14 protein-coding genes are annotated in these 16,570 nt (G+C 72.2%); 7 read left to right on the top strand and 7 right to left on the bottom strand.

Features of this window, described 5'->3' with window-relative positions; translation table 11 throughout:
* Positions 1 to 76: 76 nt before the first annotated feature.
* Positions 77 to 733, top strand: coding sequence for a lipoyl(octanoyl) transferase LipB (gene lipB, locus ABNF97_RS12390; RefSeq protein ID WP_349338610.1), 657 nt, complete (start codon positions 77 to 79; stop codon positions 731 to 733).
* A gap of 103 nt (positions 734 to 836) precedes the next feature.
* Here lipB and aspS read toward each other — a convergent pair whose 3' ends face one another.
* Entirely contained in the window at positions 837 to 2,129 is a 1,293-nt protein-coding gene (gene aspS, locus ABNF97_RS12395; protein WP_349338611.1) for an aspartate--tRNA(Asn) ligase, read from the bottom strand.
* A 561-nt stretch (positions 2,130 to 2,690) separates the two neighbouring features.
* Between aspS and ABNF97_RS12400 the strand changes: the two genes are divergently transcribed.
* A complete protein-coding gene (locus ABNF97_RS12400; protein ID WP_349338612.1) occupies positions 2,691 to 3,803 on the top strand; it encodes a lipoyl synthase in 1,113 nt (370 codons plus the stop codon).
* 454 nt (positions 3,804 to 4,257) lie between these two features.
* On the top strand, positions 4,258 to 5,733 hold the full coding sequence (locus ABNF97_RS12405) for an FAD-dependent oxidoreductase (RefSeq protein ID WP_130460817.1): 1,476 nt from the start codon (positions 4,258 to 4,260) through the stop codon (positions 5,731 to 5,733).
* A 50-nt stretch (positions 5,734 to 5,783) separates the two neighbouring features.
* Here ABNF97_RS12405 and ABNF97_RS12410 read toward each other — a convergent pair whose 3' ends face one another.
* Both ABNF97_RS12410 and ABNF97_RS12415 read right to left on the bottom strand, forming a co-directional pair.
* Positions 5,784 to 8,705, bottom strand: a complete 2,922-nt coding sequence (locus ABNF97_RS12410) for a helix-turn-helix transcriptional regulator (RefSeq protein WP_349338613.1) — start codon at positions 8,703 to 8,705, stop codon at positions 5,784 to 5,786.
* A gap of 128 nt (positions 8,706 to 8,833) precedes the next feature.
* A complete protein-coding gene (locus ABNF97_RS12415) occupies positions 8,834 to 9,019 on the bottom strand; it encodes a hypothetical protein (protein WP_130460818.1) in 186 nt (61 codons plus the stop codon).
* A 244-nt stretch (positions 9,020 to 9,263) separates the two neighbouring features.
* Here ABNF97_RS12415 and ABNF97_RS12420 point away from each other — a divergent pair, with 244 nt between their 5' ends.
* Positions 9,264 to 9,956, top strand: a complete 693-nt coding sequence (locus ABNF97_RS12420) for a DUF4191 family protein (protein WP_130460819.1) — start codon at positions 9,264 to 9,266, stop codon at positions 9,954 to 9,956.
* A gap of 6 nt (positions 9,957 to 9,962) precedes the next feature.
* Here the strand turns inward: ABNF97_RS12420 and ABNF97_RS12425 are convergent, their stop codons facing one another.
* The 3 genes from ABNF97_RS12425 to ABNF97_RS12435 all read right to left on the bottom strand — a co-directional run bounded on the left by ABNF97_RS12425 (position 9,963) and on the right by ABNF97_RS12435 (position 11,836).
* Positions 9,963 to 10,184 (bottom strand): hypothetical protein, encoded by a 222-nt coding sequence (locus ABNF97_RS12425; RefSeq protein ID WP_130460820.1) that lies wholly within the window; start codon positions 10,182 to 10,184, stop codon positions 9,963 to 9,965.
* Positions 10,185 to 10,189: 5 nt separating this feature from the next.
* Positions 10,190 to 11,257 carry a substrate-binding domain-containing protein gene (locus ABNF97_RS12430; protein WP_130460821.1) on the bottom strand — a complete coding sequence of 356 codons (1,068 nt, stop codon included), beginning with the start codon at positions 11,255 to 11,257 and terminating at the stop codon, positions 10,190 to 10,192.
* 153 nt (positions 11,258 to 11,410) lie between these two features.
* Complete coding sequence (locus ABNF97_RS12435) at positions 11,411 to 11,836, bottom strand: RDD family protein (RefSeq protein WP_486484468.1); 426 nt, start codon at positions 11,834 to 11,836, stop codon at positions 11,411 to 11,413.
* Between the two features lie 264 nt (positions 11,837 to 12,100).
* Here ABNF97_RS12435 and glnA point away from each other — a divergent pair, with 264 nt between their 5' ends.
* The 3 genes from glnA to ABNF97_RS12450 all read left to right on the top strand — a co-directional run bounded on the left by glnA (position 12,101) and on the right by ABNF97_RS12450 (position 15,254).
* A complete protein-coding gene (gene glnA / locus ABNF97_RS12440) occupies positions 12,101 to 13,525 on the top strand; it encodes a type I glutamate--ammonia ligase (RefSeq protein ID WP_130460823.1) in 1,425 nt (474 codons plus the stop codon).
* Positions 13,526 to 13,734: 209 nt separating this feature from the next.
* On the top strand, positions 13,735 to 14,139 hold the full coding sequence (locus tag ABNF97_RS12445; RefSeq protein ID WP_349338614.1) for a PadR family transcriptional regulator: 405 nt from the start codon (positions 13,735 to 13,737) through the stop codon (positions 14,137 to 14,139).
* On the top strand, positions 14,136 to 15,254 hold the full coding sequence (locus tag ABNF97_RS12450; RefSeq protein WP_349338615.1) for a GlsB/YeaQ/YmgE family stress response membrane protein: 1,119 nt from the start codon (positions 14,136 to 14,138) through the stop codon (positions 15,252 to 15,254). Before ABNF97_RS12445 ends, ABNF97_RS12450 begins: the two co-directional genes overlap by 4 nt.
* Here the strand turns inward: ABNF97_RS12450 and ABNF97_RS12455 are convergent, their stop codons facing one another.
* Positions 15,255 to 16,400, bottom strand: a complete 1,146-nt coding sequence (locus tag ABNF97_RS12455) for a hypothetical protein (RefSeq protein WP_130460825.1) — start codon at positions 16,398 to 16,400, stop codon at positions 15,255 to 15,257.
* Positions 16,401 to 16,570: the final 170 nt, after the last annotated feature.

Genomic DNA, 16,570 nt, shown 5'->3' on the forward strand with positions numbered 1-16,570 from the left:
CCCGGTCACCGGCCGCGCGCCCGTGAACCCCGCCACCAACCGGAGCGACCCGCCGGTAGCGAACTAAGCTGGAGCGGTGAGCAGCACAGTTGCCGGGTTGACCAGCGTCCGGCTCGGGACCGTCGACTATCTGGCCGCCTGGGAAGAGCAGCGTCGGGTACACGACGCGGTGGTCGCCGGGGAGCGGCCGGACACCGTACTGCTCCTCGAGCACCCGGACGTCTACACGGCCGGCAAGCGCACCGAGCCCTGGGACCGGCCGACGGACGGTACGCCGGTGATCGACGTGGACCGGGGCGGCAAGATCACCTGGCACGGGCCGGGGCAGCTCGTCGGCTATCCGATCCTCAAGCTCCCCGGAGCGGACACCGGGCTGCCGGTGGACGTGGTCGCCTTCGTCCGGCGTACCGAGCAACTGCTGCTCGCCGTCTGCACCGAACTCGGACTGACCAGCGTAATGCTGGTCGAGGGGCGCAGCGGGGTCTGGGTGCCGGCCGACGAGCGTGGGCCGGAACGCAAGGTGGCCGCGATCGGCATCCGGGTGGCCCGGGGAGTTACCCAGCACGGCTTCTCGATCAACTGCGACTGCGACCTCGCCGCGTACGACCGGATCGTCGCCTGCGGGCTGCGCGACGTCGGCAACACCTCGCTCACCGCCGAACTCGGCCGCCCGGTCACCGTCGCCGAGGTCCTGCCGGTGGTCGAACGTCACCTGCCGACCCTGCTTCCCTGACGTGGGTCGGCAGGGATCCACTGTTTCCCCGATGTAGTGCCTTCCGGCGGCCGGTCAAGCCACTACTTCCCGGAAACAGCACGTCCTGCAGATGGGTTCGCGTCTACGGGGTCAGCCGGTGCAGGTCGCGGGGGAAGGCGGTGACCTCGCGGACGTTCGCCACCCCGAGCAGCCGGGCCACCATCCGCTCCAGACCGATCGCGAAACCGCCGTGTGGCGGCATGCCGTGCCGGAACGCGTCCAGATAGCCGGCGTACGGCTCGACCGGCTCGCCCCGCCGCGCGAGCGCGGCCAGGTAGTCGGCGTACCGGTGCAGCCGCTGCCCGCCGGTGACCAGCTCCACGCCCCGGAAGAGCAGGTCGAACCCGTTCGAGTACGCCCGTGCCGGGCCGCCCGACGGGCTGTCCCCGGTCGCCGGGTGGGTGTAGAACGGGCGCTTGGCCAGCGGATAGCCGGTGACGAAGAGAAAGTCCGACCCGTGCTCGGCCCGGGCCCACTCGCCGAGCGCCCGCTCGTGCGCCGGGGCGAGGTCCGGCTCGTCCGGCGGCGCCCCGGCGATGCCCAGCGCCTCGGTGAAGTGCAGCGCCGGAATCTCCGCCGGCACCACCGGGATCTGGGTGACCGGCGCCGGATGGTCCGCGAGTCGGTCCAGCATCCCGGCCAGTACCTCGCGGAGCAGCCGCATCACGTCCCGGTGGTCGGCGACGAAGCCGAACTCGACGTCCAGCGAGGTGTACTGGGCCAGATGCCGGGTGGTGTCATGCGGCTCGGCCCGGAACACCGGCCCCACCTCGTAGACCCGCTCCAGTACCCCGACCAGCATCTGCTTGTAGAACTGCGGGGACTGGGCCAGGTAGCCGGATCGACCGAAATAGTCCAGCGCGAAGACGTTGGCGCCGCTCTCGGTGGCGGCGGCGACGATCTTCGGGGTGTGCACCTCGACGAAGCCGAGCCGGTCGAGGGTGGCCCGGAAGCCGGCCACCAGGGCCGCCGAGACCCGCAGCGCCGCCGATCGGGTGGGATGGCGCAGCGCCACCGCCGCGTGGTCGAGCTGGGTGGGCAGCGATGCGGTCAACTCCGGGCGGTACACGTCGAACGGCGGCGGCACGGCCGGGTCGCCGAGTGTTCGTACCGTCGGGTCGACCAGCTCGACCCCGGCGGGCGCGGCGGGGTTGCGGACCACCCGGCCCGTCACCTCCAGCACCGACTCCTCCGGCAGCTCGGCCAACCGGGCCCGCAGGTCGGCGTCGGTCACCACCACCTGGGCCAGCCCGGTGGCGTCCCGCAGGATCAGGAACGTGACCGACTTGAGCTGCCGGCGCCGGTGCGCCCAGCCGGCGGCGGTCACCGTCGCGCCGACGTGCGCGGACAGGGAGGTGGAGAGGACGCGGGACACCTGGGGTACTCCTCGATCTGGTCGCGGCGCGTCGGACGCGCCGATGGCCCCGGGGAGTGTGGGCGAGCGGGAACTCGCGGTGCCACCACACCTTCACCGTCGGCGCCAGGGCCGACGGCCTCGTTCGTGGACCGTGACGCGGGCCGGACGGCGGGTTCTACCAGGCGCCGGAACGCCGTTCTTCCCGCAGCTCGGGAGGGTCTTCCCAGCCCGGCCGGAGATCACCTTCCAGCGACGGTGACTCTCTGGACTCCGGTTGTCGGGTGGTACTCGGCTCCGTCGACGCTCTGCCGGCAGACTAGCCGGGCCGACCGCCATGTCGGCAAGGCATTTTCGGGTATGGCATCCCCGCGGTGCCCGCCGGTCGTGCGGAAGAAACCAGCCGGACCACACCGGTCGGTGCTGGGCCGCCAGGGTGGTGTACGAGCGACTCGCCAGCGACTGGGGAAGGTGACCGCCGCCTGCCGCCCAGGTACTGCGTGAGTGGTATCACCTGGTCCAGCACGTGAGTCCGGTCGCTGGTGGTCGATCGGCCGCACCGTGACGCGTAGGCTCGGATTCGTGACCATCGAGCAAGCCGCGCCATCCACCGCCGCCGAAGCCGGAGGAGTGAGCGTCGTGACCGCACCGGAGCACCGCACCGGCCATCCCGTCGCGCCGGAGGGGCGCCGGCTGCTGCGGGTCGAGGCCCGCAACGCGGCGACGCCGATCGAGCGCAAGCCGCCGTGGATCAAGGTCAAGGCGAAGATGGGTCCCGAGTACACCCAACTCCGTGGGCTGGTTTCCCGGGAGGGGTTGCACACCGTCTGCCAGGAGGCCGGCTGTCCCAACATCTACGAGTGCTGGGAAGACCGGGAGGCGACCTTCCTGATCGGCGGCGACCAGTGCACCCGCCGCTGCGACTTCTGCCAGATCGACACCGGCAAGCCGGCCGAGTTCGACGCCGACGAGCCGCGCCGGGTCGCCGAGTCGGTGGTCACGATGGGCCTGCGGTACGCCACCGTCACCGGGGTGGCCCGGGACGACCTCCCCGACGGCGGTGCCTGGCTCTACGCCGAAACGGTCCGGCAGATCCACGGGCTGACCCGACGGGAGCGGCCGGCCGCCGCCGTGGCTGCGGTCGACGGCGCCGGGAACACCGCCGGGGCCCTGGACGCGCTGCCGCACTGCGGGGTGGAGCTGCTGATCCCCGACTTCAACGGCAACCCGGAGCAGCTCGCCGAGGTCTTCGACACCCGCCCGGAGGTGCTCGCGCACAACGTCGAGACGGTGCCCCGGATCTTCAAGCGGATCCGGCCGGCGTTCCGCTACGAGCGCTCGCTCGACGTACTCACCCAGGCCCGGGCCGCCGGGCTGGTGACCAAGTCCAACCTGATCCTCGGGCTCGGCGAGGAGCGCGCCGAGATCTCCCAGGCGCTTCGCGACCTGCACGCGGCCGGCTGCGAGCTGGTCACCGTCACGCAGTACCTGCGCCCGACGCCCCGGCATCACCCCGTCGAGCGGTGGGTCCGCCCGGAGGAGTTCGTGGAGCTGCGCGAGGAGGCCGAGCAGATCGGCTTCGCCGGGGTGATGAGCGGGCCGCTGGTGCGTTCGTCGTACCGGGCCGGCCGGCTCTACCAGCAGGCCGTCGAGGCCCGGACGGCGCCAGCCGGCAACACGGCCGGCGCCCGTTGATCTTCTTCGGACAGCACCCCGGCTGTAGCTACCGGCGCCGCTCACCGAGATTCGCCCGGCCGCCTCGGGCAGCCGTACGCAGTGCTTCCTGGACCGCCGGTCGGTGGACCAGCTCGGTCAGCGGCCCCTGAGCGCTTGGTGGTCAGCTGTGGGGGGTAGTTGTCGGACGCGGTTACGACACACCCCTCGCCCGGGTGAACGTCTCGCAGGGAGCGGCAGAATTTCGGGAACCTCGCGCGGCCCTTGGCCTTTCTCGATGCGCCCGCAGAATTCGTCTCTGCCCAGGTCGTAGGCGGCGAGCAGCTGCCGGACCCAGGTGGGCGGGTGTAGGTGGCGCGGCCCCAAACTCCTGGCAAGTGATCAAGGTCACCCGGCGGCGGGGCTACCGCGGCGGGTTCGGCCGCCAACTGGGAGACCCCTTGCCGACGACACGTCGAAGGTGATGAATAGAGGGATGACCGCACCCCACACCGTGATCGTCGGCGCTGGCCCCGCTGGGCTGACCGCGGCGTACGAGCTGACCAAGCGCAACGCCACCGTCGACGTGTTCGAGGCCGATGACGTGGTGGGCGGGATCAGCCGTACCGTAGAGCGCGACGGCTGGCGGTTCGACATAGGCGGGCACCGGTTCTTCACCAAGGTCCCCCAGGTCGAGGCGCTCTGGCACGAGATCCTGCCCGCCGAGGACTTCCTGCTCCGCCCCCGGATGAGCCGGATCCACTACCGGGGAAGGCTGTACGACTATCCACTTCGGGCCGGCAACGCGCTGCGCAACCTCGGCATCGTCGAGGCGTTCCGCTGCGTCGGCTCCTATCTCTGGGCCAAGATGGCGCCGCCGAAGGACCAGTCACACCTCGCCGGCTGGGTGACCGCCCGGTTCGGCCGGCGGCTGTTCGAGCACTTCTTCAAGACATACAACGAGAAGCTGTGGGGGGTTCCGGCGACCGAGCTCTCCGCCGACTGGGCCGCACAGCGGATCAAGAATCTGTCGCTGTCCAACGCGGTCTGGAGCGCGCTGCTGCCCAAGCGGAACCAGAAGGAGATCACCAGCCTGATCGAGGAGTTCAACTATCCGAAGTACGGCCCGGGGATGATGTGGGAACGCTGCGCCGAACACGTCGAGAAGCGCGGCGGTCGGGTCACCCTGAACACCGGGGTCACTGCCGTGCACCGGACCGGCGGCCGCGCGGTCGCGGTGACCGTCGACGGGCCGGACGGGCAGCGCCGGGTGGCTGCCGACCACGTGGTGTCGTCGATGCCGATCTCGCACCTGGTGCTGGCGATGGACCCGCCGGCCCCGCCGGCCGTGGTGGCTGCCGCGAAGCAACTGGGCTACCGCGACTTCCTGACCGTGGCCCTGGTGGTGCCGGCCGAGTTCAGCTTTCCGGACAACTGGATCTACATCCACGCCCCGGAGGTGCAGGTGGGCCGGATCCAGAACTTCGGCTCCTGGTCGCCGTACCTGGTCAAGGACGGGCGGACCTGCCTCGGGCTGGAGTACTTCCTCAGCATCGGCGACGAACTGTGGAACAGCCCGGACGCCGAGCTGATCGCCCTGGGCACCGCCGAGCTGGAGCGACTCGGCCTGGTCCGCCCCGGCGCCGTCGAGGCCGGCTACGTGGTGCGGATGCCCCGCGCCTACCCGTTCTACGACTTCGCCTACAAGGAGAACGTCGCCACCATCCGCGACTGGCTCGCGGCCGAGGTGCCGAACGTGCACCCGGTGGGCCGCAACGGGATGCACCGCTACAACAACGCGGACCACTCGATGATGACCGCACTGCTCTCGGTCTCGAACATTCTCGACGGTACCGAGCACGACGTGTGGACGGTCAACGTGGAGGAGGAATACCACGAGGAGAAGGGGCCGGGCGAGCACGGCACCGGCCGGGCCGCCCCGGTGCTCCCCCGGACCGCCGTGCCGGGCTGAGTAAGGAAGGGCCCCTTCGACAACAGAAAGCGCTAAGCGGGCACCCTTGCTTACACGCCAGCGTCGGGTTGCGGGGCGAGCAGGCCGAGGCGGTGCGCGACTGCCGCCGCCTCGATCCGGTTCGCCACGTCGAGTTTGGCGATGATCCGGGACACGTGCACGCTCGCCGTCTTCGGCGAGATGTAGAGCTGCTCCGCGATCCGGCTGTTGCTGTGCCCCTCCGCGACCAGCCGCAGCACCTCCTGCTCCCGGGCGGTCAGCAGGTCGGTGCCGGGCGCCGCGCCGGGCCCGGCCCGCAACCCGAGCCGCCGGGCCAGCGTCGCCACCTGATCCCCCAGCGGTACGGCCGCCAGCTCGCCAGCGATCCCCGCCGCCTCCTCCAGCGCGCTCGCGGCCAGCGTCCGGTCCCCGGCCCCGGCCGCCGCCTCGGCCAGCCAGAACAGGGAGCGACCGAGCGGATACCGCTGGCCGTCCACCCGCCAGGCCGCCACCGTCTCCTGCCAGCGCGACACCGCCTCGGCGGCGTCGACGGCCAGCGCTGCCGGCACCTGGGCCGCGTACGCCACCTCGGCCGGATAGCGGACCGGGATGCCGGCGGCAGCCGACCGTACCCGCTCGGCGAGTTCCCGGTCCCCGGCCGCGCTGGCGGCCCGGGCAGCGGTGGCCAGCGCCGGCCAGGCGTACCGGAGGCTGCTCTCGAGCCGCCGGCCGAGCAGAGCCCGGGCCGCCTCCACCGCCCCCGCGACGTCCCCGGCGGCCAGCGCCGCCTCCAGGCGCAGCTCGTACAGGGGCAGCTCCAATGGCAGGAAGGGCCGGCGGAGGAAGCCCAGCGCCCGGGCCACCAGTTCGTCGGCACCGGCCTGGCCCCGGGCCAGCCGCAGCCCGGCCCGCAACTGCAACCAGTGGTAGCCGGTGATGCCCGGCAGGTCGAGCCGGGCCGCCTGCCCGCACAACTCGTCGGCCTCGTCCCAGCGGCCGAGTGCGATCAGCGCCTCGGCCTGGTTGGAGAGCAGGAAGGCGCCGGTGGAGCGGCTGATCCCGACCCGCCGTGCCTCGGCGTACCCCTCGGCGGCCGCCTCGACGGACTCGGCGTACCGGCCGACCTCGCAGAGGGCGTCGGAGCTGACCACCAGCGCGGTCACCAGGACGGAGGAATCACCCGCGGTCCGGGCCAGGTCGACCGCGCGGCGCAGGTCGGCCAGGCCGGCGTCGATCGAGGCCAGCCGGCTGCACACCCAGGCGGCGGCGAGCGTCGCGCGCAGTACGGCGTCCTCGTCGGCGAGAGCCGTCGCGGCGGCCACCGCCTCGGCGGCCATCCGCCCTCCCTCGGCACGGTCCACCCGGGCCACCTGGAAGGCGATGTCGGCGAGCAGCCGTACCCGCTGCGGATCGTCGTCGCTCCCGGCAACCAGCCGGTACGCCTCGCGCAGCTCCTCGGCGCCGTCGGACTTGCCGAGGATCCGGAGCAGCCGGCCGCGCAGCAGCCGTACCCGGGCCGTCCGGACCGGTTCGGTCGCACCGTCCAGCTCGGTCAGCATGGCCCGGGTCAACGCGAGCGCCCGGCTGTAGTCGCCGGCGGTCGAGGTCGCCGAGAGCGTCGCCTCCAGCACGGCCAGGTGGTCGCGGCCGAGCCGCTGCTCCGCGTCCGGCACCTGCTCCCAGAGTTCGAGCACCCGCTCCAGCAGCCGCCCCTGCTCGGCGTACGCGTACCGGGAGCCGGCCGCCTCGGCGGCGGCCCAGGCCGCGGTCAGCGCCCGGGGGTAGTCGTGTGCCGCGTACCAGTGGTGGGCCAGCTCGGCCGGGGCCCGACCGTCGGCGACGAGCTGCGGCTGTGCCTCGATCGCGGCCGCGTACCGGGCGTGCAGCCGGGCGTGCTCGCCGGGGAGCAGGTCCTCGTGTACGGCCTCCCGGACCAACGCGTGCCGGAACTCGTAGCCGCCGTCCGGGTCGGCGACCACGAGCTGGGCGGCGACGGCGGCCCGGAGCGCCTCCTCCAGCTCGGTCTCCGGCACCCCGGCGACCTCGGCGAGGAGTTCGTGGGCGATCCGGGTGCCGCCGGCCCCGGCGATCCGCAGCACCCGCTGGGCCGGCTCGGGCAGCCGGTCGACCCGGGCCAGCAGCAGGTCGCGCAGGGTGTCCGGCAGGTCGGCGCAGCCGCTCGGGTCGCTCGCGGCGGCAAGCTCCTCGACGAAGAACGGATTGCCCTGGGTCCGGTCGTGGATGGTGTCGATGGCCCGGTCGCTGGGTTCGAAGCCGAACAGGTCGGCCAGCACCTCGCCGGTGCCCTCCCGGTCGAGCCGGTCCAGTTCCAGCCGCTCGACGCCCCGGGCCCGGTCCAGTTCGGCCAGGAACGGGCGGAGCGGATGCCCCCGGTGCAGCTCGTCGGAGCGGTAGGTGCAGATCAGCAGTACCCGGGCCGGCCGGACCGCGCGGGCAAGGAAGGAGATCAGGTCTCGGGTCGACCGGTCGGCCCAGTGCAGGTCCTCGATCACCAGCACCAGCGGGCGCTGCGCGGCGAGCCGGGTGAAGAGTTCGGCGACCAGCTCGAAGAGGTAGCCCCGGTGCGGGTCCAGGGAGAGGTCCGGCCCGTTCGGGGCGGCCCGGGTGTCGGTGCCGGTCGGCCCGGCCGCGAGCCGGGCCAGCTCGGGCAGGAGGCGGGCGAACTCCCGCTCGTACCCCTCGAAGGCCGCCACCCCGTCGCGGCGCAGCACCTGCCGGAGCGCGGCGGCGAACGGCGCGAACGGCAGGCCCTCCTCGCCGAGCTCCAGGCACTGCCCGACGAGGAGCTGGTTGCCGTCGGCGACGGCGGCCCGGCCGAACTCCTCGATCAGCCGGCTCTTGCCGACGCCCGCCTCGCCGCCGACCAGCAGCGCGGCCGGCTCGTCGGCCCGGACTCGCTTGAGCGCGTCGCGCAGGATGGCGAGTTCGGACTGGCGGCCGACGAGAACGCTGCTGGCGGCACGAGTGGTCACGGGATCGAGCATGCCACGCCGGACGGCATCCTCGAAGATCCGAACCTCCGGACCGCCGCCGGTGGGCGGGTTTGTGGGCCGCCCGTCGACCCGGTCGGGTCGCGGGGCGGCGGTGGTGGTGTCCACGCTCACTCGGCGGCCGGCCCCTGGTGCCGGTGGGAGCCGAACCGGCGTCTCCGCCCGGTCCGGGTCGGGTGTTGCCGGGGACCGCGGGCCACCGAGCGGGCCAGCCGGGCCGCGTCGGCCTCGGCCCGCAGCTCGTCGGCGTGGCTACGGTGCAGGGTGAGCAGGAACTGTGGGTCGGTGCTGAACATCGCTGTACTCCGTTCGATCCGGTACTCGTCGCTGATGTCCACTCTTCGGGTGAAGGCACCTGCGGCACATTGGTGCACCGCCTCATGTCTGCCGGGCCGGCCTCCTCAGTTGGGCCTCTCCGGGATGCCCGCGCTCGGTAAGGTCCTTACCCGCCGCCCGGCCGCCCGCCGACGGTCACCCCGGGCACGGGGACGGTCCGGCCGGGGAACGGGCGGGCGGTCCCGGCCCACTAGACTCCGTCGCATGGCAAAGGCGCAGGAGAAGGTGTCGTTCGGCCAGCGGCTGAAGCAGATCGGGATGGTGTTCTCGTTCACCGCCAAACGCGACAAGTGGTTCGTGCCGCTCGCCGTCGTCGCGGTGCTGGTCCCGATCGCCGTCACCGTGGTGGCGGTGCTGAACTGGGGCTGGCTCTGGCTGCCGATCGGCATCCTGCTCGCCCTGCTCGCGCTGCTCATCGTGCTGAACCTGCGCTCCAACCGGGCGATGATGAACGCGGCCGAGGGGCAGCCGGGTGCGGCTGCCTCGATCCTGGAGAGCATGCGGGGTGACTGGCGGGTCACCCCGGCGGTCAGTTCCACCACCCAGATGGACATGGTGCACCTGGTCGTCGGCAAGCCCGGGGTGATCCTGCTCGGCGAGGGCAACCCGCAGCGGACCCGGAGCCTGCTCGGCCAGGAGAAGCGGCGGCTCGCCAAGGTGATCGGCAGCGCCCCGCTCTACGACTACCTGATCGGCCAGGGCGAGGACGAACTGTCCATCCGCAAGCTGCGTACGACCCTGTTGCGACTGCCGCCGAACCTCAAGGGCAAGGACGTGAACGCCCTGGACAAGCGGCTCAAGGCGCTTTCCGCGGCCCGGCCGCAACTGCCGAAGGGCGCGATCCCGAAGAACATGCGCCCGCCCAAGGGGGCGTTCCGGCAGATGCGCGGCCGGTAGTCCGGCTCACGACGGGCAGGCCCGGGTGGTCGTGGACGGCAGCGTCGGCGGGGCCGGTGCGAGCCGGTCCGCAACCCGTCGCAGCATCGCGGCGGTGCTCCGCCGGAGCCGTCCCGGGCCGGCGTCCGGAGCCGGTTCCCGGTCGGGCCGGACCGGTGCGTCCGGCCGGGCCGACCGTACGTGCCGCTCGGTCGCGCCCAGCGCGAGGTGGTAACCGACGGGATCCATGAGGTTCACTTCCTTTCGACGGGACCGGTCGAGGTGCGGACGACCAGGTCGGTGGGGAGCAGCACCTGGCGGGCGGCGGGGTCCTCCGGTGGGTCCAGCAGCAGTCGGCCGGCGATCGCGCCCTTCTCCACCGCCGGTTGCCGGATCGTGGTGAGCCCGACGGCGGTCGCCTCCGGGATGTCGTCGAAGCCGGTGACCGAGACGTCCCGGCCGGGTCGCAGCCCCCGGGCGGCGAGCGCGTCGAGCACCCCGAGCGCCAGCAGGTCGGTGATGGCCAGCACCGCCGTCGGCCGGTCCACGCGGTCCAGCGCGTACGCCGCCGCGCGCTCGCCCTCGCCCCGGCTGTTCGCGCCGGCGTTGCAGAGCAGCAGGTCGGACCAGCCGACACCGCCCTCGGCCAGCCCTTCGGCGAAGCCACGCAGCCGCTCGCGGGTGACGTCGTAGCGGATCTCGGCCGGGTCGGTGACGGTGACCGGACCGGTCCGGCGCTGCGCGACCAGGAAGTCGGAGACCACCGCGACCCGGCGGTGACCCAGCCGGGCGAGGTGACTGCCGACGGTACGGGCGGCGGCCACCTCGTCGATCCCGACGTACATGGTCTCCGGTCCGACCTCGGCGGGGCGCTCGGCGGCGACCGTCGGCAGACCCCGGGACCGGGTCACGTCCAGCGCCGGGTGCCAGGCCGGTACGCAGTACACGCAGAAGCCGTCGACAGATGCGTTGCGGACCGCCTCGATGCCGGTCTGCTCCTCCGACCTGGAGAGCGGGATCAGCAGCAGGCCGTTGCCGTGCCGTTCGGCGGTCTCGGCGATGCCCCGGAGGAACTGCACCGCGTACGGGTCGGTGAAGGCGTAGGAGAGCGCCGAGGTGAAGAGCACCCCGATCGCCCCGACCCGACCCCGGCGCAGCGACCGTGCCGTCGGGTCCGGCCCCGGGTAGCCCAGCCGGCGGGCCGCCTCGTGGATCCGCTCCCGCAGCGCCGGGGACAACTGGTCCGGCCGGCTGTAGGCGTTGGAGACCGTGCTGCGGGAAACGCCCACGGCATCGGCCACGGTCTGTAACGTTGGCTTCACCAATCCGCCTTCTGTATCGATCCAGTAGGTCTTCTGGATCGATACAGTACGCCCATCCAGCGCGGTACGCCAGCGGGATGACTCTGCAGGTGCCCTCGGTGGATCGTCCGGCGTGGCCGGCGGGCCGATTCAGGGCAGGTGGGGCGGGCCGATTCAGCCGGTGTGGCGGGTCGACGGCATCCAGACCACGATCGAGCCAGCGGCCCGGTCATGCAGGCCACGGTTGCGAGCGTCCATGACCAGCGCCGGGATCACCAATCCGAGCAGGGCGCCCCGGAGCAGCCCGCGGAGCACGCCGATCCGGCCGCCGTCGGCGTACCGGACGCAACTGAGCCGGCACAGCCGCATGCCCGGGGTCTGCGCGAAGAGGCCGACGAAGAAGCCGTAGACGACGACCAGCGTGAGGACCGGAGCCCAACTGTCGACGATCGGGTCGGCGTAGAGGTTGGTGACCAGCAGGCACAGGATCCAGTCGATGCTCAACGCGGCGAACCGGCGCGCCAGGCTCGGCGGCGGACTGGTCGGGTCGTCCGCCGGTGCGGGCGGAGCGACGCCGTTCTGCTGTGCTGCCACGGTCAACCAGGGTATCGGCTGGTGGCGATCACGTCCCGGCAGGCTCCGCCGGCCGGGACCCGCGTCACCCCACCGGGAGCGAAACGCAACAAACCAGGCCCACCAACCAAACCGGAGTATCATCCCGGAGTAGGCCCGAGCCGACCACCTGCGGGGATCACGCTCCGCAGACGACGTAACACGGCAGAAACATCAGAGACACGCTCGGGCAATCGCATGGCCATAGCGTCGCCACCAGCCTAGCCATCAGTGGACGTGCCAGGAGGACGTGTGTTCGCCAACCCCGAGGAACTCCTGCGATACCTCAAGAACGAGGACGTACGGTTCGTCGATGTTCGTTTCTGTGACCTGCCCGGCGTGATGCAGCACTTCAACCTGCCGGTCGAGTCGTTCGACGAATCGGTCTTCACCGACGGTCTCGCCTTCGACGGATCGTCGATCCGCGGTTTCCAGGCGATCCACGAGTCGGACATGCTGTTGCTGCCCGACGTCGCCACCGCCTTCATCGACCCCTTCCGGACACAGAAGACACTGGCACTGAACTTCTTCATCCACGACCCGTTCACCCGGGAGGCGTACTCCCGGGACCCGCGGAACGTGGCGAAGAAGGCGGAGGCGTACCTCGCCGCCAGCGGCATCGCCGACACCGCGTACTTCGGCCCGGAGGCCGAGTTCTACATCTTCGACTCGATCCGGCACGAGACCTCGGCGAACCAGTCCTACTACTACATCGACTCCGTCGAGGGCTGGTGGAACACCGGCCGCGAGGAAGCGGGCGGCAACCGCGGTTACAAGACCGCGTACAAGGGCGGCTACTTCCCGGTCCCGCCGGTCGACCACTACGCCGACCTGCGCGACGAGATCGTCCAGCGGCTGCTCAACGCCGGCTTCACCGTCGAGCGTTCGCACCACGAGGTGGGCACCGCCGGCCAGGCTGAGATCAACTACAGGTTCTCCACCCTGCTGCACGCGGGCGACCAGCTCCAGCTCTTCAAGTACATCGTGAAGAACACCGCCTGGGCGAACGGCAAGACCGCGACCTTCATGCCCAAGCCGCTCTTCGGCGACAACGGCTCCGGGATGCACACCCACCAGAGCCTCTGGCTGAACGGCGAACCGCTGTTCTACGACGAGACCGGCTACGCCGGCCTCTCCGACACCGCCCGCTGGTACATCGGTGGCCTGCTGCACCACGCGCCGTCGCTATTGGCCTTCACCAACCCGACGGTCAACTCGTACCGCCGGCTGGTGCCGGGCTTCGAGGCCCCGGTCAACCTGGTCTACTCGCAGCGGAACCGCTCCGCCTGCACCCGCATCCCGGTCACCGGCAGCAACGCCAAGGCGAAGCGGGTCGAGTTCCGGGTGCCGGACCCGTCGGCCAACGTCTACCTGGCGTTCTCGGCGATGATGATGGCCGGTCTGGACGGCATCAAGAGCAAGATCGAGCCGCCGGAGCCGATCGACAAGGACCTCTACGACCTCCCGCCGGAGGAGTGGGGTTCGGTCAAGCAGGTGCCCGGCTCGCTGCCCGAGGTGCTCGACTCGCTGGAGGCCGACCACGACTTCCTGCTGGAGGGTGGCGTCTTCACCCCGGACCTGATCTCCACCTGGGTCGAGTGGAAGCGCACCAACGAGGTCGATCCGGTCCGGCTGCGGCCGACCCCGCACGAGTTCGCGATGTACTTCGACGTATAGAACTTCGACGTATAGAACCAATCGTCGGCCCGGGGTCGTGCTTCCCGCACGGCCCCGGGGACAGGCGACACCAGCACGTCGGGCGCGTCGTCGACCAGACCCCACCGGGGCTCAACCCCGCAGGGGCTCGGTCGGCGGCGCGCCGCACTGTCTCGGGCCTTCTATACCTTCGTAGCCGTTATAGCTTGGTCACCGATATACTCCCCCGCATGACCACACCTGCCCCGTTACGGGAACCGACGTTCCTGATCCTCACCGCGCTCGCCCGGGAGCCGATGCACGGCTACGGCATCGTCTCCGAGGTCGCCGCGCTCTCCGACGGCCGGCTGAACCTGCGGCCCGGCACCCTCTACGGCGCGCTCGACCGACTCTCCGACGAGGGCCTGGTCGAGCCGGACCGGGAGGAGATCGTCGGCGGCCGGCTCCGCCGCTACTACCGGCTCACCGACAACGGGACCGCCGCGCTCACCGCCGAGACCGAGCGGCTGCGCCGCAACGTCGAGGCGGCCACCCAACGCCTGCGAGCCCGCAGCGCCCGAGCGTCCGAGGGCTCGACCGCCCGTCCGGCGCCGGCAGTCCGCCCCGCCATCCGGCTCGCCGGAGCCCCGGCATGAGCGAGCAGCCCGGCGGAGCCGGGCAGGACGGCATGACCGGGCAGCCCGACGGGACCGGGCAGGACGGTCCGGCCGCCGAGGTGAGTCCGCTGGAGCGGCGCTACCGGCGACTGCTGTACGCGTACCCGCGCCGCTACCGGTCGAGCCGGGGCGACGAACTGGTCGGGACGTACCTCGATCTGGCCGAGCCGGATCGGCGCCGGCCCTCCCGGCACGACGTCGTCGACGTGCTGCGTGCCGGGCTACGCCAGCGGCTGCGCGAGCAGGGCGCTTCCGGGCTCGCCGCCGGCCTGCCGATCGCCGCGACAATCGCGATGAGCACGCTGGCGGCGATCGCGGCGTTCCTGCTCATCCAGGTCGAGTTCACCAACCTGCCGGCCGACGTTCTGCCCGCGAAGGTCGGCCCGGCGCAGACCCTCGGTGCGTTCCTCTGGGCCGGCTGGCTGCTGGCCGCGCTCGCCACGATGGTACTGCCGGCGCACTGGGCACGCCGGGGCGTCGCCGCCGCCATCCTGCTGACGCTGGCCGTGATCCCGGCCGCACCGCTGTCCGGGCTGCCCCGGCCCCCGCTCTACGTGCTCGTCCCGGTGTTGGCGTTCGGTCTGATGACGTTGGCACTGCCCGCCCGTCCTGGCTGGGCGGGCCGGATCCCGCCCCTGCTCGGGGCGCTGACCGGTACGGCGGTGGGCGTGCTGTTCGAGGTCACCGGGAGCGGCGGCTGGTTCACCAGCTACAACTCCACGATCGAGATCCTGGCGATGGCGGGTGTGTTGTTGGTCGGGCTGGCTCTGGCCTTCGGTCTCGTTCGAGCGGTCACCGGTGACAGTGGTGCACTGTGGTCGGTCGTACTGCTGGTGACCCCGGCCGGTCTGCTCGGGATCCAACCGATCGCCGGCTGGTACTGGGGCGGCGCCCTGACCTGGCTCGAACTCGCCGCCACCGCCGCCGTACTCCCCCTGGTCGGCACGGTCCTGCTACTGGCCGTGGTCGCCTGGCACGGCGGCCGGTACCGGGCGATCCGGGCACGCTCGGCCGGCGACCCGTGCCCGACCTGTGGGCACGTATCCGGTCTCGCACGACGGGCCGACGCTGAGGAGGGCCGGGCAATGCCCTGATCAGCCCGGCGCGGCGCGATGGACAACCCGAGCGAAGGCGGCCTGGTCCGCTCGGGTGAGCCGCTCGTCGCCGAGCAGATCCACCAGGAGCAGGGTCTGCAACAGGATCAGCCGGACTGGATCGGCTGCCGGCGGGCGTGCCACACCGAGCGCGGCCCGGATCAGCGCTCCGGCCACCTCCGGCGGCACCTCCTGGGTACCGCCGTCGTAGCGGTCGTGTATCCGGGCGGCGAGCCGCCGTACCGTCGCGCCGTCACCGACCCGGGTCAGCCGCCGGTCCACCGCCACCACCACCGCGGCGGCGAGCGCGTCGACATACCCGTCGAGCGCTCCGGCCCGGCGGAACAGGTCGAGGCGGTCGGCGTACCAGATGGTGTTTCCCCTGGTCAGCAGGAGCACGGCACGTAGGCAGAGCGAAGAAGGCGCCGTCGGTGTGCGGGCTGGCCAGCCGCGACCCGCCGGAGGCCCAGAAGCCGCGCGACGCGCGCCAGGCCGCCCGGCGCCGCAACGGCACCCGCAGGTGTGCCGGCGCGGGCGGGCCCGGCGACCGCCGGCGGCCACCAGCCGCCCCGCCAGCTCCGCGCCCACGCCGACGCCGTCGGGCGGGTGCCAGCTCACCCGCGCCAGTGCGCCGGCCCGGGCGGTCCGGCCGGGCATCAGGTCAACCCCGGAAACCCCATCCGTGTACGCGGACAGCGCCACACAGCCCTGCTGCATCCGTGCGGTCAACTCCTCCAGCTCGCCCGCTCCGGTCCGTAGTCGCGTGAGCGCGGCAGCCGGCAGCGCCTCGCCCGACTCCATGGCGGTGGTGGCGGCGATCCGAGCACGCAGCTCGACCAGGCTGGCGGTGCTGGCGCATACCTCGTCGGCTGCCCTACGCAGCGCGGCGACCGCCTCGCCGACGCCGCCGACCGGCCCGACCCCCGACAACCGGCACAGTTCGCCGACCCCGCCGCTGAGCTGCCGCTGCACCTGACCGGCCTGCTCCAGGGCGGCGTCCCAGCGCCGCAGCGCGCGGGCCGGCAGCGGATGCCGCGAGCCGGTCGTCACCGCCCGAGCCCGTCCGAGGCTCAACACCAATCCCGCGTACGCCTGCCGCAGCTCGTCGATGCCGCGCTCCACCACCCAGGCCGCGTGCTCCGCCATCCGAGCCCGCCGCCAGGCGACGACGCGGAATAGCGACCCCACCCATCGACCCCGCATCCCGCTCCGCGTCGACGATCGACGTCAACCCCACATGTGGGCACGTGGACCTGGGTGGCACTGGCGGAGATTCAGGCGATGCTGACGCCGGCAGGCTTCCCTGCGGATCAGCG

Origin of the sequence: Plantactinospora sp. B6F1, assembly GCF_040120695.1 — a bacterium.
GTDB lineage: Bacteria > Actinomycetota > Actinomycetes > Mycobacteriales > Micromonosporaceae > Plantactinospora.

Bases quoted from the DNA above. Each gene is read 5' to 3' on its own strand.
- ABNF97_RS12420 (WP_130460819.1), top strand. From the start codon at position 9,264: ATGGCAAAGGCGCAGGAGAAGGTGTCGTTCGGCCAGCGGCTGAAGCAG.
- ABNF97_RS12455 (WP_130460825.1), bottom strand. From the start codon at position 16,400: ATGGCGGAGCACGCGGCCTGGGTGGTGGAGCGCGGCATCGACGAGCTG.
- ABNF97_RS12425 (WP_130460820.1), bottom strand. From the start codon at position 10,184: ATGGATCCCGTCGGTTACCACCTCGCGCTGGGCGCGACCGAGCGGCAC.
- ABNF97_RS12405 (WP_130460817.1), top strand. From the start codon at position 4,258: ATGACCGCACCCCACACCGTGATCGTCGGCGCTGGCCCCGCTGGGCTG.
- ABNF97_RS12445 (WP_349338614.1), top strand. From the start codon at position 13,735: ATGACCACACCTGCCCCGTTACGGGAACCGACGTTCCTGATCCTCACC.
- ABNF97_RS12415 (WP_130460818.1), bottom strand. From the start codon at position 9,019: ATGTTCAGCACCGACCCACAGTTCCTGCTCACCCTGCACCGTAGCCAC.
- ABNF97_RS12450 (WP_349338615.1), top strand. From the start codon at position 14,136: ATGAGCGAGCAGCCCGGCGGAGCCGGGCAGGACGGCATGACCGGGCAG.